At 67.8% G+C, this 22080-nt stretch carries 18 protein-coding genes; 15 read left to right on the top strand and 3 right to left on the bottom strand.

Annotated features, from left to right (window positions below; translation table 11 throughout):
- The first annotated feature begins 67 nt into the window (after positions 1–67).
- Positions 68–2335 (top strand): TonB-dependent hemoglobin/transferrin/lactoferrin family receptor, encoded by a 2268-nt coding sequence (locus ABDV78_RS08690; protein WP_343526991.1) that lies wholly within the window; start codon positions 68–70, stop codon positions 2333–2335.
- A gap of 11 nt (positions 2336–2346) precedes the next feature.
- Positions 2347–3306: a DUF6607 family protein gene (locus ABDV78_RS08695; protein WP_343526992.1), complete on the top strand. Its 960-nt coding sequence runs from the start codon at positions 2347–2349 to the stop codon at positions 3304–3306.
- Between the two features lie 141 nt (positions 3307–3447).
- Here ABDV78_RS08695 and ABDV78_RS08700 read toward each other — a convergent pair whose 3' ends face one another.
- Complete coding sequence (locus ABDV78_RS08700; RefSeq protein WP_343527024.1) at positions 3448–4338, bottom strand: helix-turn-helix domain-containing protein; 891 nt, start codon at positions 4336–4338, stop codon at positions 3448–3450.
- Positions 4339–4463: 125 nt separating this feature from the next.
- Between ABDV78_RS08700 and pobA the strand changes: the two genes are divergently transcribed.
- The 8 genes from pobA to pcaF are packed head-to-tail and all read left to right on the top strand — an operon-like array spanning position 4464 to position 11909.
- A complete protein-coding gene (gene pobA, locus ABDV78_RS08705; RefSeq protein ID WP_343526993.1) occupies positions 4464–5651 on the top strand; it encodes a 4-hydroxybenzoate 3-monooxygenase in 1188 nt (395 codons plus the stop codon).
- Complete coding sequence (locus ABDV78_RS08710; protein ID WP_343526994.1) at positions 5648–6361, top strand: CoA transferase subunit A; 714 nt, start codon at positions 5648–5650, stop codon at positions 6359–6361. Before pobA ends, ABDV78_RS08710 begins: the two co-directional genes overlap by 4 nt.
- Positions 6358–6996 (top strand): 3-oxoacid CoA-transferase subunit B, encoded by a 639-nt coding sequence (locus tag ABDV78_RS08715; RefSeq protein WP_343526995.1) that lies wholly within the window; start codon positions 6358–6360, stop codon positions 6994–6996. The genes ABDV78_RS08710 and ABDV78_RS08715 overlap by 4 nt, the downstream gene beginning before the upstream one ends.
- Positions 6993–7700, top strand: coding sequence for a protocatechuate 3,4-dioxygenase subunit beta (pcaH, locus tag ABDV78_RS08720; RefSeq protein WP_343526997.1), 708 nt, complete (start codon positions 6993–6995; stop codon positions 7698–7700). Before ABDV78_RS08715 ends, pcaH begins: the two co-directional genes overlap by 4 nt.
- Entirely contained in the window at positions 7690–8385 is a 696-nt protein-coding gene (gene pcaG / locus ABDV78_RS08725; RefSeq protein ID WP_343526998.1) for a protocatechuate 3,4-dioxygenase subunit alpha, read from the top strand. The genes pcaH and pcaG overlap by 11 nt, the downstream gene beginning before the upstream one ends.
- On the top strand, positions 8382–9524 hold the full coding sequence (locus tag ABDV78_RS08730; RefSeq protein ID WP_343526999.1) for a lyase family protein: 1143 nt from the start codon (positions 8382–8384) through the stop codon (positions 9522–9524). The genes pcaG and ABDV78_RS08730 overlap by 4 nt, the downstream gene beginning before the upstream one ends.
- A gap of 1 nt (position 9525) precedes the next feature.
- Positions 9526–10707, top strand: a complete 1182-nt coding sequence (pcaD, locus tag ABDV78_RS08735) for a 3-oxoadipate enol-lactonase (RefSeq protein ID WP_343527000.1) — start codon at positions 9526–9528, stop codon at positions 10705–10707.
- On the top strand, positions 10707–11909 hold the full coding sequence (gene pcaF, locus ABDV78_RS08740; RefSeq protein ID WP_343527001.1) for a 3-oxoadipyl-CoA thiolase: 1203 nt from the start codon (positions 10707–10709) through the stop codon (positions 11907–11909). Before pcaD ends, pcaF begins: the two co-directional genes overlap by 1 nt.
- A gap of 13 nt (positions 11910–11922) precedes the next feature.
- Here pcaF and ABDV78_RS08745 read toward each other — a convergent pair whose 3' ends face one another.
- Positions 11923–13677, bottom strand: a complete 1755-nt coding sequence (locus ABDV78_RS08745; protein WP_343527002.1) for a tannase/feruloyl esterase family alpha/beta hydrolase — start codon at positions 13675–13677, stop codon at positions 11923–11925.
- Between the two features lie 804 nt (positions 13678–14481).
- On the opposite strand from ABDV78_RS08745, the gene ABDV78_RS08750 reads away from it, so the two are divergent.
- From ABDV78_RS08750 to ABDV78_RS08770, 5 genes are all read left to right on the top strand, one after another.
- Complete coding sequence (locus ABDV78_RS08750; protein WP_343527003.1) at positions 14482–15549, top strand: aromatic ring-hydroxylating dioxygenase subunit alpha; 1068 nt, start codon at positions 14482–14484, stop codon at positions 15547–15549.
- Between the two features lie 92 nt (positions 15550–15641).
- On the top strand, positions 15642–16940 hold the full coding sequence (locus ABDV78_RS08755) for an MFS transporter (protein ID WP_343527005.1): 1299 nt from the start codon (positions 15642–15644) through the stop codon (positions 16938–16940).
- Between the two features lie 49 nt (positions 16941–16989).
- Positions 16990–18417: an aldehyde dehydrogenase gene (locus tag ABDV78_RS08760; RefSeq protein WP_343527006.1), complete on the top strand. Its 1428-nt coding sequence runs from the start codon at positions 16990–16992 to the stop codon at positions 18415–18417.
- Positions 18418–18462: 45 nt separating this feature from the next.
- Positions 18463–19293, top strand: coding sequence for a p-hydroxycinnamoyl CoA hydratase/lyase (locus ABDV78_RS08765; protein WP_343527025.1), 831 nt, complete (start codon positions 18463–18465; stop codon positions 19291–19293).
- 143 nt (positions 19294–19436) lie between these two features.
- Positions 19437–21530: an acetate--CoA ligase family protein gene (locus ABDV78_RS08770; RefSeq protein WP_343527007.1), complete on the top strand. Its 2094-nt coding sequence runs from the start codon at positions 19437–19439 to the stop codon at positions 21528–21530.
- A gap of 1 nt (position 21531) precedes the next feature.
- On the opposite strand, the gene ABDV78_RS08775 is transcribed toward ABDV78_RS08770, so the two are convergent.
- Positions 21532–21984 carry a MarR family transcriptional regulator gene (locus ABDV78_RS08775; RefSeq protein ID WP_343527008.1) on the bottom strand — a complete coding sequence of 151 codons (453 nt, stop codon included), beginning with the start codon at positions 21982–21984 and terminating at the stop codon, positions 21532–21534.
- Positions 21985–22080: the final 96 nt, after the last annotated feature.

Below are 22080 nucleotides of genomic sequence, written 5' to 3' on the forward strand. Positions count from 1 at the left end.
CTTCACCGGAAACTCTTGCTAACGCTAGTGACTCTCATTAACGGGCGTCGCAGCAAAGGGGATTTCCATGAAGCTTGTTCATCTGCGTCTTGGTGTGGCGTTGGCCGGAATTGTCGCATCGGCGGGATCGGCTTCGGCGCGCTTGCCGGGGCTGGCGGCGGCCGAACCGTCGCCCGGCCAGACCGTCGTCCAGCCCGTGGCGGGTGAGGGCGATGAGGCGAACCTGATCACCGTCACCGCGACGCGCGGGGAAAAGCGGGTCGAGGACGTGCCGCAGACCGTGTCGGTGATCGATGCGAAGACGATCGACGACCGATTGATCACGGACATCAAGGATCTGGTCCGCTACGAACCGGGCGTCGCGGTCCGTCGTGCGCCCGCGCGTTTCACGGCGGCGGGCACTTCGACGGGGCGTGACCGGGACAGCGGCTTCAACATCCGGGGTCTGGAGAGCAATAGGGTCCTGATCACGGTCGACGGGGTTCGCGTGCCGGACGGCTTTTCCTTCGGCGCGCAATCGGTGGGACGCGGCGACTATGTCGATCTCGACCTTGTCCGCTCGGTCGAAATCCTGCGCGGCCCCGCCTCGGCCCTGTACGGCAGCGATGGCGTCGCAGGCGCAGTCAGCTTCATCACCAAGGACCCGCAGGATTTTCTGCGCGACGGCCAGTTGGTCGGCGGCGGCGTTCGCCTGGGCTATGACGGCGCGGACGATAGCTGGACCAAGGGGCTGATCGTCGCCGGGCAGCAGGGCGATGTGCAGGCGATGCTTGCCTATACCCGCCGCGACGGTCATGCGATCGACAACAAGGGCGAGAATGACAGCGCCAATAGCGATCGCACCAGGCCCAATCCGCAGGACATCGCGTCCGACGCCCTGCTGGCGCGGCTGGTCTGGACGCCCGGCACCGGCAACCGCCTGCGCCTGACCTATGAGCGTTTCGCCTCGGTCGTCGAAACCGACGTGCTCAGCGCGATCGCGAAGCCGCCGCTGGCCGCCTCTTCGGTGCTGGGCTTGCAGGCCCGCGACACGGTGGCGCGGACGCGGGGCACGCTCGATTATCGCTACACCGGCACCGGCGTCATCAGCGGTATCCGCGCGGCGGCCTATTACCAGGACAGCGGCACCGTCCAGACCGGATGGGAGGACCGCAACACGGCCGCCGATCGCATCCGCATCAACCGGTTCGACAACCGCGTCTATGGCGGCACGCTGCAACTCGAAAGCCGTGCCGTCACCGGGCCGGTCAGCCACCTTTTCGCCTATGGCGCCGATTACTCGCACACCCGCCAGACGGGTGTGCGAGACGGAACGGTGCCGCCCTCGGGGGAAACCTATCCGACCCGCGCCTTTCCGACGACCGATTACGAGCTGATCGGCGTGTTCGCACAGGACGAGATCGCCATCGCCGACGGTCTGCTGACGCTGTTCCCGGCGGTTCGTTGGGACCATTACCGGCTGACGCCGCGGCCCGACCCGCTGTTCACCACCTTCACGCCGCGCGCCCAGTCCGGCGAGCGGGTGACCCCCCGCCTTGGCGCGGTGGCGAAGCTGACCGAAGGCGTCCGGCTGTTCGCCAATTACGGACAGGGCTTCAAGCCGCCAGAGCCCAACCAGATCAACAATGGCTTTGCGAACCTCATCGCCAATTATCGCTCGGTCCCCAACCCCGATCTGCGCCCGGAAAAGAGCAACAGCATCGAAGGCGGTATCCGGCTGAACGGCGCGGGATGGTCGCTGTCGGGTACCGCGTTCCGCAGCCGTTTCCGTGACTTCATCGACCAGATCCAGGTGTCCGGTGCGTTCACGGCGGCCAATCCGGCGGTCTATCAATATGTCAATCGGGGGCGGGTGACGATCGAGGGGCTGGAGGCACGGGGCGAATATCGCCTGCCGATCGGCCTCGGAATCCGCGCGGCGGCTTCCTACGCCAAGGGACGGATGCGGACCGCCGGCGTTTCCGGCACCCAGCCGCTCGACAGCATCGAGCCCGTGAAGCTGGTCGCGGGGCTTTTCTACCAGCCCGAAGATGGTCCGCTGCGCGCGGAGATCGTCGCGACCCATTCGGCGGGGAAGAAGGCCGGCGATACCAACAATAGCTGCAACACCAACGCGACCCGCTGCTTCACGCCGCCGGGATTCTGGGTGTTCGACGCGACCGCCTCGATGAAGCTGATGGAGCAGGCGACGGTTCGGGTCGGCGTGTTCAACATCACCGACCGCAAATATTTCTGGTGGAGCGACGTGCGCGGCCTGACCGCCACGTCGGCCATTCGCGACGCCTATTCGCAGCCCGGCCGCAATGCCGGTGCCTCGCTCAGCCTGCGCTTCTGAAAGGAATCCTGATGACCCGCAAACTCCTTGCCCTCGCGCTGGCCGTCTCGCCGGTGGCGCTTCTCGTGTCGCAGCCGGCGGTCGCGCAACAGGCGCAATATGGCGACCAGGCGCGCGATCATGCCGCGATCCTGAAAATGGCCGGAACGTACAAGGTAACGTTCGACATGCGCGAAACCACGCCGCTGGTTGCGGGCTATACCCCCTATCCCGCCAAGCTGAGCGGCGGGCATGAGGTGGTGCGGGCGATCGTCGACACGCCCGATCATGTCGTGCTCCAGCACCTGCTGGTGGTGGACGCCGGTGGCCACCCGATGGTCATCAAGCATTGGCGGCAGGACTGGACCTATCAGCCGGCAACCGTCCTGACCTATATTGCGCCGGGGCGCTGGGCGCTGCGTCCGGTGCCGGAGGCGGAGCGTCGGGGCGCCTGGTCCCAGACCGTGTGGCAGACGGATGATTCCCCGCGTTATGGCGGGGTGGGGCGCTGGCGATATGATGACGGTGCGACCCGCTGGACCAGCGACGAGACGCGCCGTCCGCTCGCCCGGCGCGATGCGACGCGGCATCCCCCTTACGACCATTATGTCGGGACCAATCGCCACGTCCTGACCCCCGAAGGGTGGGTTCACGAACAGGACAATGCCAAGATCGGGACGAAGGACGGCAGGCCCGTCACCTTCGTCCACGAATATGTCATCAACAGCTATGTCCCGGCGAGCGACTTCCCGGTCGCGGCCGCCGATGACTATTGGACGAAGACGGCGCCCTATTGGGCCAAGGTGCGCATCGCCTGGGATGCGGCCATCACGAAGAACAAGGGGCTGACGCTGGGCGAGGTGGCGGATACGGGGTCCACCACCGGGCATGACCTGATGCGCCTCGCCGACGATATCGTCAGCGGCAAGGCGACGACCGCCACCGCGGAACGCGAGGCCGAGGCGCTTATCGGCAAGGCGACGAACCCCTGAGGCGACGAACCCCCGGGGCATGGGGGGACCTCGGCATCGGCCGGGGTTCCCGCGTGGCGGCGGGCCGGTGGAAAGCCAGGCGAGCATCCCGACCCGATCCAGGATAGCGGGAGGTCGCTGTGCAACCGATGCTCCTCGCTCTCAGGGCTGGATTGTTCCCGCACCACCGCCCTGGCGATAGGCGCGGGGCGACAGGCCGGTATGGCGGGTGAAGAACCGCGTGAAATAGGCCGGGTCGGCAAAGCCGATCGCATAGCCCACCTCCGCCACCGACAAATGGGTGTAGAGGAGCGCGCGCTTGGCATCGAGTATGGCGCGTTGGTCGAGCATCGCGGCGGGTGACAGGGCAGCGACCCGTGCGCAGGCGACGCGCAACCGGCTCTCGCTGGTGCCCAGCGCTTCGGCGTGGACGGAGATCGGCTCGCGCAGCCGGAAGCGTTCGTCGATCCGCGCACGGAAGCGGGCGACCAGGCTGTGGTAATGGCCGGGCGTGGCGGGTGCGCCGTCCCGCATCACGCCCGCGGCCCGAAATGTCTCGACCAATATGGTCAGCAGCGCGGCATCGACCGCCGCGCCGTGACCCGGCGCGGACCAGCCCAGTTCGCGCATCAGCGCCGCGACCCCCGCGCCGATCACCGCCATGGCCGCGTCGTCGGGATGGACCACGCCTGCCCGATCGAAGATCGCGCTCAGCCCCGGATAGCGGCTGTCGAGCAGCGCCAGATGCCGCACGGACAGGGTGACGACCGCCCCTTCGGATTCGTGATGCCACTCGAAGCCATGAACGATCCCGGCGGGCACGATCAGCAGCGCAGGGGCGGTGACGGCGAAGCTCTCCGCCTCCGCACGCATCACGCCGCCACCCTGTTCCAGCAGGAAAAGCTGCACCAGATCGGCATGGGCATGGGGCAGGATCGTCCATTCATGCGGACGGGAGCGATCGTCCAGCCGCTCGGCATGGACGAAGCCGTCTCCCACGGCGCGATGCGGCTCGCCATAGAGATAGAAGCTGGGAATCGCCGTCGCGGCCATGGCGACGGGGTAATCCAGGGCAAGCGGATCGTCCAACTTTTTGCGTGGAGCGTCCATCGCCTGCCGCGCCGGGGAGCGGCATGATGCCGGCGATACGGCGAACAGCGCCGGGTAGAGAGGATGACATGAGGCACCGGACACAGGTGGCGATCATCGGGGCAGGGCCTGCGGGCATGTTCCTGGCGCATCTGCTGCACGCCGAAGGAATCGACGCGGTCGTCATCGAGCGGCGCGATCGCGAATATGTCGAGGGCCGCGTGCGCGCGGGCGTGCTGGAACAGGGCACGGTCGCCTTGATGCGGCGGCTCGGCGTCTCCTCGCGGCTGGAGCGTGAAGGCCTAGTGCATGGTGGCACCAATGTCGCGCTGGATGGCGAGGTCTTCCGCATCGACATGGCGGCGCTGACCGGCGGATCGACCGTCACCGTCTATGGCCAGCAGGAGGTGATGCGCGATCTGTTCGATGCGGCGGAGGATCGGGGCCTTTCGATCGTCTGGAACGCGGAGGATGTCGTCCTGTCCGGGCTGGACGGCGACCGGCCGGTCGTGACCTGGCGGCGCGGCGGCATGGAGCAGCGGATCGACTGCGACTTCGTGGTGGGCTGCGACGGCTATCACGGGGTCAGCCGTGCGGCGATCCCAGCCGACGTGCTGCGGGTGTTCGAGCGGGTCTATCCCTTTGGCTGGCTGGGCGTGCTGGCCGATGTGCCGCCCGCCGATCACGAACTGATCTATGCCAATCACGAACGCGGCTTCGCGCTCGCCTCGATGCGGTCGCCGACGCGCAGCCGCTATTATATCCAGTGCGCGCTGGACGAGGATCTGGCCGACTGGTCCGACGATCGCTTCTGGGACGAATTGTGTCTGCGCCTCGGGCCGGACACGGCGGCGAAGGTGACGCGCGGGGCCTCGTTCGAAAAGGCGATCGCGCCGCTACGCTCGTTCGTGGCCGAGCCGATGCGCTGGGGGCGGCTGTTCCTGGCCGGGGACGCGGCGCACATTGTCCCGCCCACGGGGGCCAAGGGCATGAACCTGGCGGTGTCCGACGTGACGATGCTGGGCGCGGCGCTGACCGAACATTATCGCGAGCGTTCGGACGCGGGGATCGACCATTACTCGGCGCGCGCCCTGTCGCGGGTGTGGAAGGCGGAGCGCTTCTCCTGGTGGTTCACCTCGGTGACGCACCGTTTTCCGACCATGGATGGATTCGACCGGCGCATCCAGATGGCCGAACTTGATTATCTGCGCGGCTCGCCCGCCGCTCAACGCACGCTCGCCGAGAATTATGTCGGCCTGCCCTTGGAGATGGCATGAAAAGCAAGATCTATGACAGCCCTGCGGCGGCGCTCGACGGGCTGCTGTTCGATGGCATGACGATCATGTCGGGCGGCTTCGGCCTGTCTGGCAATCCCGAAAGCCTGATCCCCGAAATCCGCGCGAGTGGGGTGAAGGGGCTGACCGTCATCTCCAACAATGCCGGGGCGGACGGCTTTGGCCTGTGGATGCTGCTCGAAAGCCGCCAGGTCGCCAGGATGATCTCCTCCTATGTCGGCGAGAACAAGCTGTTCGAGCAGCAATACCTCTCAGGCGAGCTGGAACTGGAACTCAACCCGCAAGGCACGCTGGCTGAGCGCATCCGGGCGGGCGGTGCGGGCATTCCGGCCTTCTATACCAAGACCGGCGTCGGCACCGTCGTCGCCGAGGGCAAGCCTGTCGAGACGTTCGACGGGCAGGACTATGTCCGCGAAACCTGGCTGCGCGCCGACCTGTCGATCATCAAGGCGTGGAAGGCCGATCCGGCGGGCAATCTGATGTTCCGCAAGACCGCGCGCAACTTCAACCCGAACATGGCGACCGCCGGAAAAATGACGGTGGTCGAGGTGGAGGAGATCGTTCCGGCGGGCGCGCTCGACCCCGACTGCATCCACACGCCCGGCATCTATGTGGACCGGATCGTCCGTTCGACCATCAACGAGAAGCGGATCGAGAAGCTGACGACCCGCGCCCGGGAGGATGCGGCATGAGCTGGACGCGCGACGAGATGGCGGCGCGAGCGGCGCGCGAGCTTCAGGACGGTTTTTACGTCAATCTCGGCATCGGCATCCCGACGCTGGTCGCCAACCATGTGCCCGCCGGGATCGACGTGACGCTGCAATCGGAAAACGGTCTGCTCGGCATCGGCCCCTTTCCCTATGACGGAGAGGCGGACCCCGACCTGATCAACGCAGGGAAACAGACGGTCACGACGCTGCCTACCTCCAGCTTCTTCTCAAGCGCCGACAGCTTCGCGATGATCCGTGGCGGCCATATCGACATGGCGGTGCTGGGCGCGATGGAGGTGAGCGAGGGCGGCGACATCGCCAACTGGACCATTCCGGGCAAGATGGTGAAGGGCATGGGCGGCGCGATGGATCTGGTCGCAGGCGTCAAGCGCATCGTCGTCGTGATGGATCATGCCAGCAAGACCGGCAGCCCCAAGATCCTGCCCGAATGCACATTGCCGCTGACCGGCAAGGCCTGTGTCGATCTGATCGTCACCGACCTGTGCGTGATGGCCTGCGACAAGCCGGGCCTGCGGCTGATCGAACTGGCGCCCGGCGTCACGCTGGACGAGGTGCGCGCGAAGACGGGTGCACCATTCGAGGAGCGACTGGCATGATCCGCTATGCACATGACGATGCGGGCGCGCCGCCCTCGCTGGTGCCCGATTACCGCTCGACGGTAACGCGCGCACCGCTCCAGCCGCCGCTCGCCATTCCGCAGACGCTGACCGAGACGACCGGGCCGGGTGGCTGCTGGGACCGGCTGATGGGCGCGTCACTCGCCGACCTGACGAAGCAGCACAAGGCCGAGCCGCTGGGCCAGCGGATCATCGTCGAGGGCCAGGTGCTGGATGAGCAGGACAGGGCGGTGCCCGATACGGTGATGGAGATCTGGCAGGCCAATGCCGCCGGGCGCTATATCCACGCCAAGGACCAGTGGGACGCACCGCATGATCCCAACTTCACGGGCGCGGGGCGTGTGGTGACCGATGCGGAGGGGCGGTATCGCTTCGTCACCGTCCGGCCGGGGGCCTATCCCTGGGGCAATCACAAGAATGCCTGGCGGCCCGCGCATATCCATCTGTCGTTGTTGGGTCCCGCTTTCGCGACGCGGCTGGTGACGCAACTCTACTTCCCCGACGATCCGCTGATCGAGATCGATCCGATCGCCAACGCCGTGCCGATGCCCTATCGCCAGCGGCTGGTCGCGCGGCTCGACATGGACGTGACTGAGCCGAACTGGGCGCTCGGTTACCGCTTCGACGTGGTGCTGAAGGGGCGCGAGCAGACGCCGTTCGAGGACGATCATCATGACCATTGATCCCGCCGACCTGCGCCCCGAAGCGCGGACCGACAATCAGGATCCCGCGCTGTTCGGCCAGACGCCCAGCCAGACGGTCGGCCCGTTCTTTCATTACGGCCTGCCATGGAAGGGCGGCGCGGACCTGGTCGGCCAGTCCGACATGGGCGCGCGCCCCGAACTGATGCCCGAGGCGCATTATGTGCTGAACCTGTCCGCGCCCACCGGCACGCCCATGGGGGAGGTCATCGAGGTGACCGGCCGCGTCCTCGATGGACAGGGTGCCCCCATCCCCGATGCGATGATCGAGATCTGGCAGGCGAATGCGGCGGGGCGCTATCGCAGCATGGACGACAGCCGGGAGGATGTGCCCATCGACCCGCACTTCATCGGCTTCGGACGCGCCGCGACCGATGAGGACGGGCGCTACCGCTTTCGCACGATCATGCCCGGCCGGGTGCCGGGGCCGGGCAACAGCCTCCAGGCGCCGCATCTGGCGGTGTCGATCTTTGCGCGCGGGGTCGTCAAGCGGCTGGCGACGCGGCTCTATTTCGATGGGGCGGACGGGAACGACACCGATCCGGTTCTCGGCCTTGTCCCGCCCGAGCGGCGTGCGACACTGATCGCGGTGCAGGGGGAACCCGGCATCTGGTCGCTCGACCTCGTCTTGCAGGGCGCGTGCGAAACGGTGATGTTCGACCTGTGACGGACCTGCTGCGCCTCCGCCCCGCCGCGACGCCGGAGATGATGGCGGTGTTCGACGATGTCGCCACCATCGCCCATGCCTGTGCCTTCGAGGTCGCGCTGGCCCGCGCGCAGGCGGCTCATGGCCTGATCCCCGATGCGGTGGCGCGGACCATTGCCGAGGGCGTCGAGTCCGCCCGGATCGATCCGGCCGCACTGGCGGAGGAGGCGGCGCTGGCGGGTACGCTGGCCATCCCGCTCGTCCGGCGATTGCGCGCGCAACTGACAGGCGAGGCGGCGCAGGTGCTGCATCGCGGCGCGACCAGCCAGGACGTGGCGGACAGCGTGTTGATGATGCAGGTGCGCGCGGCGCATCCCGTGCTGGTGATCGACGCACGCCGGGTCGTCGCGGCGCTGGTGCGACAGGCCGAAACCTATCGGGCGACCCCGGCGGTCGGGCGCACGCTGCTCCAGGACGCCATGCCGGTCGCCTTCGGACTGCGACTGGCCCAGGCGGCGGCGGGGATCGCCGATGCGCTGGAGCATCTGGAGGCGGCGGTCGCACGCCATGCGGTCATCCAGTTCGGCGGGGCGGCGGGCACGCGCGCCGGGCTGAACGGGCAGGGGGCCGCCGTTGCTGCGCATATGGCCGATGCGATGGGGCTGGGGACCGGCGCGCCATGGCATGCCAGGCGGACCGGCATCGCGGCGATCGGTGCCGGACTGGGCCTGCTGATCGGCGCGCTCGGCAAGCTGGCGCGCGATGTGTCGCTGCTCGCCCAGAACCGCATCGGCGAGGCGCAGGAGCCGGTCGTCGCGGGACGCGGAGGCTCCTCGGCGATGGCGCATAAGCGCAATCCCACCGGATGCCAGGTCGCCCTGTCCGCCGCCGTCCGTGCACCGGGCCTGGTCGCTTCGCTGCTGGCCGGAATGCCGCAGGAGCAGGAACGCGGCCTAGGCGGCTGGCAGGCCGAAGGGCCGGTGATCGCCGAACTGTTCCTGCTCGCCTCGGGCAGCGCGGCCGCGATGGCGGTGGTGGCCGAGGGACTCGCGATCGACGGCGCGGCGATCGCCCGCAACCTCGCCGCAGCCGGGATGGGCGAGGAGATCGGCGAGAGCGCGGCGATCATTGCCGAGCTTCTGGGTATCGAAGGGGACTGACATGGCCTTCACACTACGCGACGGCGTGCGCCTGCATTGGCGCTTGGAGGGCGCGGCAGCGCGGCCGGTGCTGGTGCTGCTCAATTCGATCGGGACGGACATCGGACTGTGGGACCGGACGGTGCCGTTGCTGCTGCCCGCGTTCCGCCTGCTGCGCATCGACGCGCGGGGGCATGGCGGGTCGGACGCGCCGGACGGCGACTATAGCCTTGCGATGCTCGCCGCCGATGTCGCCGCGATCATGGACGATGCGGGCATCGGGCAGGCGGCGGTCGCGGGTGTGTCGCTGGGCGGGATGGTCGCGATGCAACTGGCGCTGGATCACCCGGCGCGGGTCTCCGCCCTGGCGCTGGTCTGCACCTCGGCGACGATGGACCCGGCGGCGTGGAACACCCGGATCGAGACGGTTCGCGCGCAGGGAACCGAAGCAATCGCCGCCATGGCGGTCGGGCGCTTCCTGTCGCCCGGTTTCACCGCGCAGCATCCCGAGATCGTGGACTCGCTTCGCGACGGCATCGCTCGGCAAGCGGATGCGGGCTATGCCGGGGCGGGAGCGGCGATCCGCGATATGCAACTCGCCGACCGGATCGCGGACATCGCCGTGCCGACGCTGGTGGTCACCGCGATGCTCGACATCTCCACGCCCTATGCCGGACATGGCGAGCATCTGGTATCGGCCATCCCGGGCGCGCGTCATGTCGGCGTCGAGGGCGCGCATCTGCCCCCGATCGAGGCGCCCGGAGGACTCGCCACCGCGCTGCGCCGGTTCCTGGGCGGTACAAAGGCTGTCGAGGCCGCGAACGACACGCTGTTCGAGGCGGGACTGCTCAACCGCCGCCGCGTGCTGGGTGATGAATGGGTCGAACGGAGCCTGGCGAGGCGAACCCCGCTGACCGCCGATTTCCAGGCGATGATCACCCGCATCGCCTGGGGCGAGATCTGGAGCCGCCCGGGGCTGGACGACCGCACCCGCCGCCTGCTGGTCCTCGCCATCACCTGCGCGCTGGGTCGCTGGGAGGAGTTCGCCCTGCATGTCCGCGCCGGGCTGACCCAGGGCGGATTCACCCGCGACGACCTCAAGGAAGTGCTGATGCAGGCCGCCATCTATGCGGGCGTGCCCGCCGCCAATACCGGCTTTGCTGAAGCGCAGAAGATCATCGACATGCTGGAACAGGACGCCTGATGCCCCACGCCTTTATCTGTGACGCGATCCGCACTCCCATCGGCAAGCTGAACGGCGCGCTGGCGAGCGTGCGGGCCGACGATCTCGCCGCCATCCCCCTTCGCGCGCTGATGGAGCGGAACGGCAAGGTGGATTGGTCGGCGGTCGACGACGTGTTGCTGGGATGCGCCAACCAGGCGGGCGAGGACAATCGCAACGTGGCGCGCATGGCGGTGCTGCTCGCCGGGCTTCCCGATGTCGTGCCGGGCGCGACCATCAACCGGCTGTGCGGATCGGGGCTGAACGCGGTCGGCGGCGCGGCGCAGGCGATCCGCAGCGGTGACGCCGAACTGATGATCGCGGGCGGTGTCGAGAGCATGACCCGCGCGCCCTATGTGCTGGGCAAGGCGAACACCGCTTTCGACCGGAGCCAGCAGATCGAGGATACGACCCTTGGCTGGCGCTTCGTCAACCCGGCGATGCGCGCAGGCTATGGCGTCGACACCATGCCGCAGACGGCGGAGAATGTCGCCGATCAATGGGGTATCCCCCGCGAGGACCAGGACCGATTCGCGCTCGCCAGCCAGGAAAAGGCGGCAGCGGCCATCGCGAGCGGCCGGATGGCGGTGGAGATCGTGCCGGTCACCATCCCGCAGCGCAAGGGTGATCCCCTGATCGTCGATCGTGACGAACATCCTCGTGCGACCAGTCTGGACGCGCTGGCCAGGCTGAAGCCCGTGGTGCGCGCCGACGGCACCGTCACGGCGGGCAATGCGTCGGGCCTGAATGACGGGGCCGCCGCAATGCTGGTCGCAAGCGAGGCCGCCGCCGCGCGGCATGGCCTGGCGCCGCGTGCGCGCGTCCTCGGCATGGCGGCGGCGGGCATCGCGCCGCGCATCATGGGCGTTGGCCCGATCGAGGCGGCCCGCAAGCTCTGCCGGATCACGGGTATAGCCCTCGACCAGCTCGACGTGATCGAGCTGAACGAGGCCTTTGCCGCGCAGGCGATCGCGACCTTGCGCGATCTGGGCATCGCGCCTGACGATAGCCGGGTGAACCGCAATGGCGGCGCGATTGCCTTTGGTCATCCGCTGGGCATGTCCGGGGCGCGGATCACTATGACCGCGGTGGAGGAACTGCACCGCACCGGCGGCCGCTATGCCATGGCGTTCATGTGCATCGGCGTCGGACAGGGCATCGCGCTGATGCTGGAGCGGGTCTGACCAGCGCGGCCCCTTATCCGCTGGCGGGAACGCACTGGAAGGCCGCCGCCTTTTCGGTGTCGGTGGCCCCGGCAATGGGGCGGGCGATCAGCGGATAGGGGCAGAGCGGGCGGGTACGCCCCGGCCAGGGCGTCATCGGGCCGGCTGCCGCCTCGATCCGGTTGGGGGCGTTGTCCTTTTCGACCCAATCGACCAGCGCGGCGAAGGCGTCGAACTCGTCGGTCGCGGGCCCACCCGTACAATGCGCCATGCCGGGGACCGGAAAGACCCGGACGAACGACGAAGCCTGCCCGCCGCTGCGCCGGTCGACGTCATTCCACCATGCGAGCGTGTCGTTGATCGAGAAGACCGGGTCGGACACGCCGTGCGGAACGATCATCCGCCCGCCTCGCGCACGGAACCGGCTGAGGTCGCTCGACCGCGCCGCGATGTCCTCCCATGCCGATCGCGGAAATCCCGGCCCGGTGGCGTGGATCGCCGCCGGATCGCGATCAAAGTCATAGGCGAGTTGATAGTCCATGCCCGCCTGTGGCGTCGGTCCCAGGGCATGTGGCGGGGTCGAGAAGATGGTGGCCAGCGCAGGCGCCCCCATCGCCGCGTTGATCGCTGGCACCGCCGGCGTCGCCAGCCCCAGCATCCATATCCGCCAGCCATTGTCGGCCAGGCCGGCATCCCAGGGGAAGCTGGCGTACAGCGCCTTTCCCTGGCTGTCATGCGGACCGCCAAAACCTGTCACCAGCGCCTCGATCTGGCCGGGAGCGAGGCAGCTTTGCAGCTTCTGTCCGTGGCATTGCCGGGCGCGCAGTTCGCGGACGACCTCCGCCGTGCCGCATTGCGCGAAGTTGCCGACCAGCCCGTCGGCCAGGCCGTCCTTCGCATCGCAGGCCGCCAGCACCGCCGCGCGCGCGAGTTGCAGATCGGCGTCGGTGAATGCCTGGGCCAGCCGCGCGATCGGTATGCTGGCTTCGCCCGGCGTACGCACCAGCGCGGCATAGGTCTTGGTATTCCAGGCCTCGGCGATGGCCGCCTTGGGCAGCGCAAAGCCGGGTGCGGCGGCCAGGATGCCGTCGAACGCCTCCGGGTAGCGCTGGGCGAAGGCCATGCCTTCCTGCCCGCCCTTCGAGCATCCGGTGAAATAGCTGCGCGCCGGATCGCCGTGATAATAGCGCCGCAGGATCGCGCGGGCGGTGTCGTAACTGGCCTTCAGCGATGTATGGCCATAATCGGCCCGTGCCTGGGCATCGAAGCCGAACGACACCGTTCCGCCGCGCGTCGGGTCGGCATTGGTCGCGTTGGAATGCCCCGAATCCTGGCTGATGACGGCATAACCCTCCGCCAGCGCGCTCGCGCCGCCGGTCGCCGGGCCGATCGCATCGCCGATATCGCCATTGGTCCCGCCGCCGCCCTGGAACACGAACCGCCGGTTCCAGGCATCGGGCAGGCGCATGCGAAAGCGGATCGCATAAGCCTGTCCGTCCTGCCCGGTACGTTCGTGCAACACGCCGGTCACCTCGCAATGGGCGGGCAGCGGCGCAGACTTCGCGCCGAACCCCGTATTGACCGTAAGGCCGGCATCCCGTTCGTCGGCGGTCAGGATGCGCAGTGTCGGATCGCCCCATCGGGTCGCCGTCAACAGCGCGGCGCAGCCTCGCGGTGCGGCCTGCGCCGTAGTGATCGCTGGCGTGACCGGCTGCGCGCATCCCACCAGCCCCGATCCTGCCAGCGCGGACCCTGCCAGCATCGTGGCCATGGTGATCGACCGTCGCATCCTGCTCGCCTCCTTCGTCATGCCATCCGATTCGCCATCCCGGTTTCGGGGGTGACGGGCATCGTCGCCGTTCGGGTCGCCATCGCGGCCGATGGCAGCATCGCGCCGAATCCCGTCACCGCCGCCCCCGTAGTACGTCTCGCCTTTGCGGCGTCATCGCAATCCTCTCTCGGGTCGGCGCACGATTTCCGTCCGGCACCTGGCCAATTCATACGCATGGAATATGGCTATGCTCAATAGCTATACTATCCGCCGCAGGGACTTGGACATCCAATCCGTTTCGCAAGCGAAGATCCGCCGATAGCAAATCTTTCATTTGCGGCCGTTCGCGAGTTTAGTTATGTCTCATTGCAGTTGGAGAAAATGCCAACCGAGGAGAGAAGCCATGACGGAAACGTCCCCGGCCGGCGTTCGCCAGGCAGCGAATTTGGTCGTGTGTCGTGCCGCCGCATCAAAGGCCCACCTTCCCCCCGGGTCGAAACGGCGACCGACATGGGGAGGACCATCATGCGTAGATTGACGTTACGGCTGACGGGGGCCGCATTCATCGCCTGTGCCGGGGCGGCGTCTGCGCGCAGAGCCTGCGCGACGCCTATACCAAGACAGACCTGAACCCGCGGTTCTAGGATGCCGAAGGCCGCTACTCGATCACCGCCTTCGTCAACAATGTCGAGGACAGCCGCGTTCCCAACACGCTGGTCACGGTGTGGAGTTCGACAACCGCCAATTACGACCCGCAGCGGACCTATGGTGTCCGGCTTGGCATGAACCCGCACTGATCGACGGGAGAGAAGGATGACCGCCATGGATCGCGAAACCGCCGCACGGCGAACCACCTGGCCGCTCGACGCCTGGTATGTCGCCGCCAGCGCCGACGAGGTGGGGACGAAGCCGCTGGGGCGCCAGATCACCGGGTTCCGCATGGTGTTCTTCCGCTCCGAAAGCGGCGATGTGGTCGCGCTGGAGGATTTCTGTCCCCATCGCGGCGCGCCCCTGTCGCTCGGCTTCGTGCGGGGCGAGACGCTCGTGTGCGGCTATCATGGCCTCGCGCTCGATTGTCGCGGCCGTCCCGACACCATGCCGGGGCAACAGGTCGGCAAGTTTCCGTCGGCGCGTCATTTTCCGGTGATCGAGCGCTATGGCTTCATCTGGGTGTGGCCGGGCGACCCGGCGGAGGCCAGCGCGGACAAGCTGCATCCGCTCCCCTGGGCGGAGAGTCCCGACTGGGCCTATGGCGGCGGGCTGTTCCATATCGCGTGCGATTATCGGCTGATGATCGACAATCTGATGGACCTGACCCACGAAACCTATGTCCATGCCAGCAGCATCGGGCAAAAGGAGATCGACGAAGCGCCGGTCACGACCGAGGCGACCGCGCAGGAGGTCGTCACCAGCCGCCATATGGACAATGTTTCGGCGCCGCCCTTCTGGCGGATGGCGCTGCGGGGCGCGAACCTGCCGGAGGACGCGCCGGTCGATCGGTGGCAGAGGTGCCGCTTCTCCCTGCCCAGCCATGTGATGATCGAGGTTGGCGTCGCGCTGGCGGGGGAGGGGGGCTATCACGCCGACCCCGCGAAGAAGGCGTCGAGCATCGTGGTCGACTTCATCACGCCGGAAACCGAGACCTCGCACTGGTATTTCTGGGGCATGGCCCGGCAATTCTCGGTCGAGGACAGTGCCCTGACCGATCAGATCCGCGAAGGACAGGCCAAGATCTTCTCGGAGGATCTGGAGATGCTGGAGCAGCAGCAACGCAACCTGTCGCAATATCCCGACCGCCGGTTGCTCAAGCTCAACATCGATGCGGGCGGCGTGCGGTCGCGGTTGATGATCGATCGTGCGATCGCCCGGGAACAGGCGGCGGCCGAATGAGCGGACCGGCGCGTCGTATCGGCATGTCGCGATCGCACCGAAGGGCCGACCGGCCCGAAGACCATCCCCGAACCGGAAAGGCAGCATAGCCGATGGAAGACCCGCGCGCGATCATCGACCGCGAAAGCATGTCGCGATTCCAATGGGGCATCGTCGCGACGATGGTCGGGCTGAATGCGCTCGACGGGTTCGACGTCTTGTCGATCAGCTTCGCGTCCCCCGGCATCGCCGCCGACTGGGGCATTGATCGTGCCGCGCTGGGCATCGTCCTGTCGATGGAACTGGTCGGCATGGCGATCGGCTCGCTGTTGCTCGGCGGGGTGGCGGATCGGATCGGGCGGCGTGCGACGATCCTCGCATGCCTCTGCGTCATGGCGATCGGCATGCTGGGCGCGGCGAGCGCGGGCGGTGTCATGCCGTTGTCGCTATGGCGGGTGACGACCGGGCTCGGCATCGGGGGCATGCTGGCCGCGACCAATGCGGCGGTGGCGGAGGCGGCCAATGCCCGTCATCGATCGCTGGCGGTGGTGTTGATGGCGGCGGGATATCCTGTCGGCACGATCATCGGCGGATCCGCCTCCGCGCTGCTGCTGGGCTGGTATGACTGGCGCGCGGTGTTCGTCTTCGGGGCGGTGTGCAGCGTCCTCTTCGTGCCGCTGGTCCTGTGGCGCGCACCGGAATCGGTCGCCTTCCTGATGCACCGCCGCCCGCCCGATGCGCTTGCGCGGATCAATGCCACGCTCGCGCGGATGGGACATGCCCCGGTCGATGCGCTGCCCCCCGCCGAGGCGCGGCGTGCGAAAGTGCCGGTCATGGCGTTGTTCGCGCCCGAACTGGTGCGCACCACGCTGTTGCTGACGCTTGCCTATCTCGCGCACATCATGACCTTCTACTTCATCCTGAAATGGATACCGAAGATCGTCGTGGAGATGGGTTTCCCTCCATCGCAGGCGGCGGGGGTGCTCGTCTGGGCCAGTATCGGCGGCGCGACCGGCTCGCTGATCCTGGGGCTGCTGACGGGGCGGATGCGGCTGCTCGGGCTGACGATCGCGGCGATGCTGTTGTCGACCGCGCTGGTGATCCTGTTCGGCCGGACGCAGGGCGGCCTGGCAACGCTGTCGGTCGTCGCGGCGGCCGCCGGTTTCGCGACCAATGCCGGGGTCGTCGGCCTCTATGCGCTGATCGCGCGCAGCTTTCCAACCGGGGTGCGGGCGTCCGCGACCGGCTTCGTCATCGGCGTGGGGCGCGGCGGATCGGCGCTCGCCCCGGCGCTGGCGGGGCTGCTTTTCGCCGCCGGGCATGGCCTTTCGTTCGTAGCGGTCCTGATGAGCCTGGGCTCGCTGATCGCCGCCATCGCGCTCTTCGCCCTGCGCGATCGACGGAGCGGTTGACCAAGTCCTTCTTGCAGATTATGCTATGTAACATAACAAATGGAGAGGCATGGTGACTGCGACAGTTGCGTCAACATCGGGCAGGACCTTCACCCGCAACAATCCCGTGACCGGCGCGATCGCGACGACCGCGCCCGCCTTCGGCCCGGCAGAGGCCATCGCCGCCGTCGAAGCCGCCGCCGCCGCCTTTCCGCAATGGTCCGCGCTGGGCCCCAATGCCCGCCGTGCCGCGCTGGACAAGGCCGCGGATGCGCTGGCGGCAAAGGCCGACCAGTTCGTCGACGCGATGATGGGGGAAATCGGCGCGACCGAGGGATGGGCGCGCTTCAACCTGATGCTGGCCGTCTCGATGGTCCGCGAGGCCGCCGCCCTCACCACCCAGATCGGTGGGGAGGTCATCCCGTCCGACAAGCCCGGCTGCATCGCGATGGCGTTGCGCGAACCGGTCGGGGTGATGCTGGGTATCGCGCCATGGAATGCCCCGATCATCCTCGGTGTCCGCGCGGTCGCGGTCCCGCTGGCCTGCGGCAATACGGTGGTGCTGAAGGCCAGCGAGCAATGCCCGCGCACGCATGGCCTGATCGTCGAGGCCTTTGCCGAAGCGCTGCCCGCCGGTGCGCTGTCGATCGTCACCAACGCGCCCCAGGATGCGGGCGATGTTGTCGGTGCGCTGATCGATCACCCGCAGGTCCGCCGGATCAATTTCACTGGATCGACCCATGTCGGGCGCATCATCGCCAAGCGCGCCGCCGAACATCTGAAGCCGGTGCTGCTCGAACTGGGCGGCAAGGCGCCGCTGATCGTGCTGGAGGACGCCGATCTCGACGAGGCGGTGAAGGCCGCCGCGTTCGGCGCGTTCATGAACCAGGGGCAGATCTGCATGTCGACCGAGCGGATCATCGTCGTCGATGCCGTCGCCGATGCCTTTGTCGAGAAATTCGCCGCGAAGGTCGACACGATGGCGGTCGGCGACCCGCGTGCCGGCACCACGCCACTGGGCGCGGTGGTCGATCGCAAGACCGTCGATCATGTCCGGTCGTTGATCGACGACGCGCTCGCCGCAGGTGCGGTGCAGGTGAATGGCGGCGCGGCCGATGGCGTGCTGATGCCGGCCCATGTCATCGATCGGGTGACGCCCGCCATGAAGCTGTTCCGCGACGAAAGTTTCGGTCCCGTCGTCGGCGTCATCCGCGCCCGCGACGAAACCCATGCGATCGCGCTGGCCAATGATAGCGAATATGGCCTGTCCGCCTCGGTCTTCACCCGCGACACCGCACGCGGCCTGCGCGTCGCGCGGCGTATCCAGTCGGGCATCTGCCACGTCAACGGCCCCACGGTGCATGACGAGGCGCAGATGCCCTTCGGCGGGGTCCGGGCGTCGGGCTATGGCCGGTTCGGTGGGAAGGCCGGGATCGACGCCTTCACCGAGCTGCGCTGGATCACCATCGAAACCCAGCCCAGCCATTATCCGATCTGACGAACACGGGCGCCGCGACGCCAGGACAAGCCAAGGGACCATATGATGACCGAGATGAGCAGCAACGGCGTCGTCGCCTATGACGTCGAAGGCGGGATCGCCTGGGTGCGGTTCAACCGCCCCGAAAAGCGCAACGCGATGAGCCCGGCGCTCAACCGCGACATGATGGAGGTGCTCGACGCGCTCGAATTCCGCGACGATGTCGGCGTCCTGGTCCTTTCCGGCGAGGGCACCGCCTGGACCGCGGGCATGGACCTGAAGGAATATTTCCGCGAGACCGAGGCACAGGGGCTGGCGGGCACGCGCAAGGCGCAGCGCGAGAGCTATGGCTGGTGGCGGCGGCTGCGCTGGTATCAGAAGCCGACCATCGCGATGGTCAATGGCTGGTGCTTCGGCGGTGGCTATGGTCCGCTCTTCGCCTGCGACCTCGCCTTTGCGGCGGAGGAGGCGAAGTTCGGCCTGTCCGAGATCAACTGGGGCATCCTGCCCGGCGGTGGCGCGACCAAGGTGGCGCAGGAACTGCTGCCGTTCCGCAAGGCGATGTACCATGCGATGATGGGCGAGAATATCGATGGCAGGACCGCCGCCGAATGGGGCCTCGTCAACGAAGCGTTGCCGCTCGCCGCGCTCAAGGATCGCGTGAAGGAGGTCGCCGGGGTGCTGCTGCAGAAGAATCCCGTCGCGCTGAAGGCGACCAAGGACGCGATGCGCCGGGTCGTCACGATGAGCTATGACGATGCCGAGGACTATCTGGTCCGCGCGCAGGAGGCCGCCAACTCCTACGACAATGACGGTCGCAAGGAAGGCATCCGCCAGTTCATCGACGAGAAGAGCTACAAGCCGGGCCTCGGTGCCTATGACAAGGACCGTGCCTGATCCGAAACCCTCCCCCGCACGGGGAGGGTGACCATGCGCGATGGGACGGAGGGGCGCGGGAAACACCGCCCGCGTCCGCCTCCCGTCCGTCCGCGCGTTCGCGCCGCCATGACCCCGCCTCGGGGAGGATATTGGAACACGCCATGCCCGACCTGTCTCGCCTGCTCACGCCCCGCTCGGTCGCGATCGTCGGCGCGTCGCCTACACCAGGCGCGCTCGGCAATGCGGTGCTGCGCAACCTCGATCGCCATGGCTATGCGGGCGACATCCACCTGATCAATCCGAAGCGCGACACGATCGACGGACGTCCCTGCCTGAGGACGATCGCCGATCTGCCCGATGGGGTCGATGTGGCGGTCCTGGCCATTCCCGGCCCTGCGGTCCTGGACGCGGTACGGGCGCTGGCCGCGCGCGGCGTCGGGGCCGCGATCATCTTCTCCGCCGGTTTCGCCGAGGGGGGCGAGGAGGGACTGGCCGCGCAGGCCGAAGTCGCACGTATCGCCGCCGCGCACGACATGATCGTCGAGGGGCCGAACTGCCTCGGCCTCGTGAATCATGTCGCCGGGGTGTCGTTGACCTTCGTGGAGACGCCGGTGATCGACCTGGCGGGCAAGCCCGCGGTCGGCATCGTCAGCCAGTCGGGGGCGATGGCGGTGGTGCTGACCACCACGCTGATGGCCAAGGGGCTGGGCATCACTTTGTCGGTATCGACCGGCAATGAAGCGGCGTCCGGTGTCGAGGATTATGTCGAGCATCTGATCGACGATCCCGCGACGCCCGCCATCGCGATGATCGTCGAACATTTCCGTCGGCCCGCGCGCTTCCTCGCGCTCGCCGAACGGGCGGTGGTGGCGGGCAAGCGGATCATCCTGCTCCATCCCGGCACGTCCAATGCCGCACGCCAGAGCGCCGCGACCCATACCGGCGCGATGGCGGGCGACTGGTCGTTGATGCGCGCCAAGGTCGAGCGTGCCGGTGTGGTGCTGGTCGACAGTCTGGAGGCGCTGGGCGACGTCACGGAGTTGGTGGTGCGGGCGCGGCCGGTGCGTGACGGCGGAGCCGCCGTGCTGACCGAAAGCGGGGCGTTCAAGGCGTTGGTCCTCGACCTTGCCGAACGGATCGGGCTCGACCTGCCAGCGATCGACGGGGCGGCGGCGGCGGCGATGCGCGCGGCGATCCCCGATTTCATCCCGGTGTCCAACCCGATGGACCTGACCGCGCAGGCGCTGGTCGATCCCGACCTCTACCGTCGCACGATGATCCCGCTGCTCGACGACGACCGTTATGCCGCGCTCGTACTCGGGATCATCCAGACCGATCCGGCCACCGCCGCGCGCAAATTCCCCGCCATCATCGATGCGGTCGCCGCGCTGAACCCGCAAAAGCCGGTGATCTTCGCGGGCATCGACGACGGAGCGGACGTGCCGCCCGACTATATCGCGGGCCTGCGCGCGCTCGGCATACCCTATTTCCCCTCCGCCGACCGCGCGTTCCGGGCGTTGCGGCATCTGGTCCGTGCCGCCGCACGCGACAGGACGCGGGCCGAGACGGCCCCGATCGCGCTCGACCTGCCGAGCGGCGTGGTCCCCGAATATCGTGCCAAGCGGGCATTGGCGCCGATCGGCATCCCGTTCCCGCCGGGCGATTTTGCCACGACCCTGGCCGAGGCCCGGTCGATCGCCGATCGGATCGGCTATCCCGTCGCGCTCAAGGCGCAGGCCGCGGCGCTCAGTCACAAGAGCGATGCGGGTGGCGTCCTGTTGAACATCGCCGATCCGGCCGCGCTTGGGAAAGCATGGGATCGGCTCCACGCCAATGTCGCGGACTATGACGCGAGCATTCGGCTGGACGGTGCGCAGGTCGAGGCGATGGGCCGGCGCGGCGTCGAGGTGATCGTCGGCGCGCGCAACGACCCGGATTGGGGGCCGGTGCTGCTGATCGGGTTCGGCGGCGTGACGGCGGAACTGCTTCATGACGTCCGCCTGCTCCCGATTGATCTGACCCGCGACGCCATCGTCGCCGAATGCCGCGCCTTGCAGCAGGGCGCGCTGTTCGACGGCTATCGCGGCAGTCCCGCACTGGATGTCGAAGCGCTGGCCGATCTGGTCGCGACGCTGGGACGGGTGCTTGCCGGATCGCCCTCCCTTCGTGAGATCGACCTCAATCCGGTCATCGTCCATCGGCGCGGGGAGGGGGTGGTGGCGCTCGACGCGCTGATCCTGACCGACGCGCGATAGGTCAGTCGGCCGTCGCGCCGCGCTGTTCGATCCGTTCCAGCAGGTCGATCAGCATGGCCTTCTCCGCCTTGGTGAAGCCCGCGAGCAGCCGTTCCTCATGCTCCTCGATCCGGTACAGGCAGTCGTCGAGCATCGCGGCCCCCTCCGATGACATGGTCAGGGTGAAGGCGCGGCGGTCGGCGGGATCGGTTTCGCGCAGGATCAGGCCGTTTTCGATCAGTTCGTTGATCAGCGGCACCATATTGGCGCGCTTGATCCCGAGCAGACGTCCGACCGCCCCCTGATTGATGCCCGGATTGTCCGCCACGACCGACAGGATGCCGAGCGGAATCTGGCGTATCCCGGTGCCGTCCAGCGTGATCGCAAAGTCGGTCGCGAACACTGCGGACGCGCGGCGCAGGCGATATCCGACCAACCGGCCGAGGGTCCGGGCTTGGGGGTAGGGTTCGGTCATGCGCCTTGCGAAGCCATTTTCTCCCGGCGGCGTCAAATCCAAATCGCGTCGGAATGGTCGCGGGGTGATCCGATCTGCCGGCACCCGGCACGATCA

This window comes from Sphingomonas sp. (assembly GCF_039594485.1).
GTDB lineage: Bacteria > Pseudomonadota > Alphaproteobacteria > Sphingomonadales > Sphingomonadaceae > Sphingomonas.

Bases quoted from the DNA above. Each gene is read 5' to 3' on its own strand.
- ABDV78_RS08750 (WP_343527003.1), top strand. From the start codon at position 14,482: ATGGATCGCGAAACCGCCGCACGGCGAACCACCTGGCCGCTCGACGCC.
- pcaF (WP_343527001.1), top strand. From the start codon at position 10,707: ATGCCCCACGCCTTTATCTGTGACGCGATCCGCACTCCCATCGGCAAG.
- ABDV78_RS08715 (WP_343526995.1), top strand. From the start codon at position 6,358: ATGAGCTGGACGCGCGACGAGATGGCGGCGCGAGCGGCGCGCGAGCTT.
- ABDV78_RS08755 (WP_343527005.1), top strand. From the start codon at position 15,642: ATGGAAGACCCGCGCGCGATCATCGACCGCGAAAGCATGTCGCGATTC.
- ABDV78_RS08695 (WP_343526992.1), top strand. From the start codon at position 2,347: ATGACCCGCAAACTCCTTGCCCTCGCGCTGGCCGTCTCGCCGGTGGCG.
- pcaG (WP_343526998.1), top strand. From the start codon at position 7,690: ATGACCATTGATCCCGCCGACCTGCGCCCCGAAGCGCGGACCGACAAT.
- ABDV78_RS08745 (WP_343527002.1), bottom strand. From the start codon at position 13,677: ATGCGACGGTCGATCACCATGGCCACGATGCTGGCAGGGTCCGCGCTG.
- ABDV78_RS08760 (WP_343527006.1), top strand. From the start codon at position 16,990: ATGGTGACTGCGACAGTTGCGTCAACATCGGGCAGGACCTTCACCCGC.
- ABDV78_RS08775 (WP_343527008.1), bottom strand. From the start codon at position 21,984: ATGACCGAACCCTACCCCCAAGCCCGGACCCTCGGCCGGTTGGTCGGA.
- ABDV78_RS08700 (WP_343527024.1), bottom strand. From the start codon at position 4,338: ATGGCCGCGACGGCGATTCCCAGCTTCTATCTCTATGGCGAGCCGCAT.
- pobA (WP_343526993.1), top strand. From the start codon at position 4,464: ATGAGGCACCGGACACAGGTGGCGATCATCGGGGCAGGGCCTGCGGGC.
- ABDV78_RS08770 (WP_343527007.1), top strand. From the start codon at position 19,437: ATGCCCGACCTGTCTCGCCTGCTCACGCCCCGCTCGGTCGCGATCGTC.
- pcaH (WP_343526997.1), top strand. From the start codon at position 6,993: ATGATCCGCTATGCACATGACGATGCGGGCGCGCCGCCCTCGCTGGTG.
- pcaD (WP_343527000.1), top strand. From the start codon at position 9,526: ATGGCCTTCACACTACGCGACGGCGTGCGCCTGCATTGGCGCTTGGAG.
- ABDV78_RS08710 (WP_343526994.1), top strand. From the start codon at position 5,648: ATGAAAAGCAAGATCTATGACAGCCCTGCGGCGGCGCTCGACGGGCTG.
- ABDV78_RS08690 (WP_343526991.1), top strand. From the start codon at position 68: ATGAAGCTTGTTCATCTGCGTCTTGGTGTGGCGTTGGCCGGAATTGTC.
- ABDV78_RS08765 (WP_343527025.1), top strand. From the start codon at position 18,463: ATGACCGAGATGAGCAGCAACGGCGTCGTCGCCTATGACGTCGAAGGC.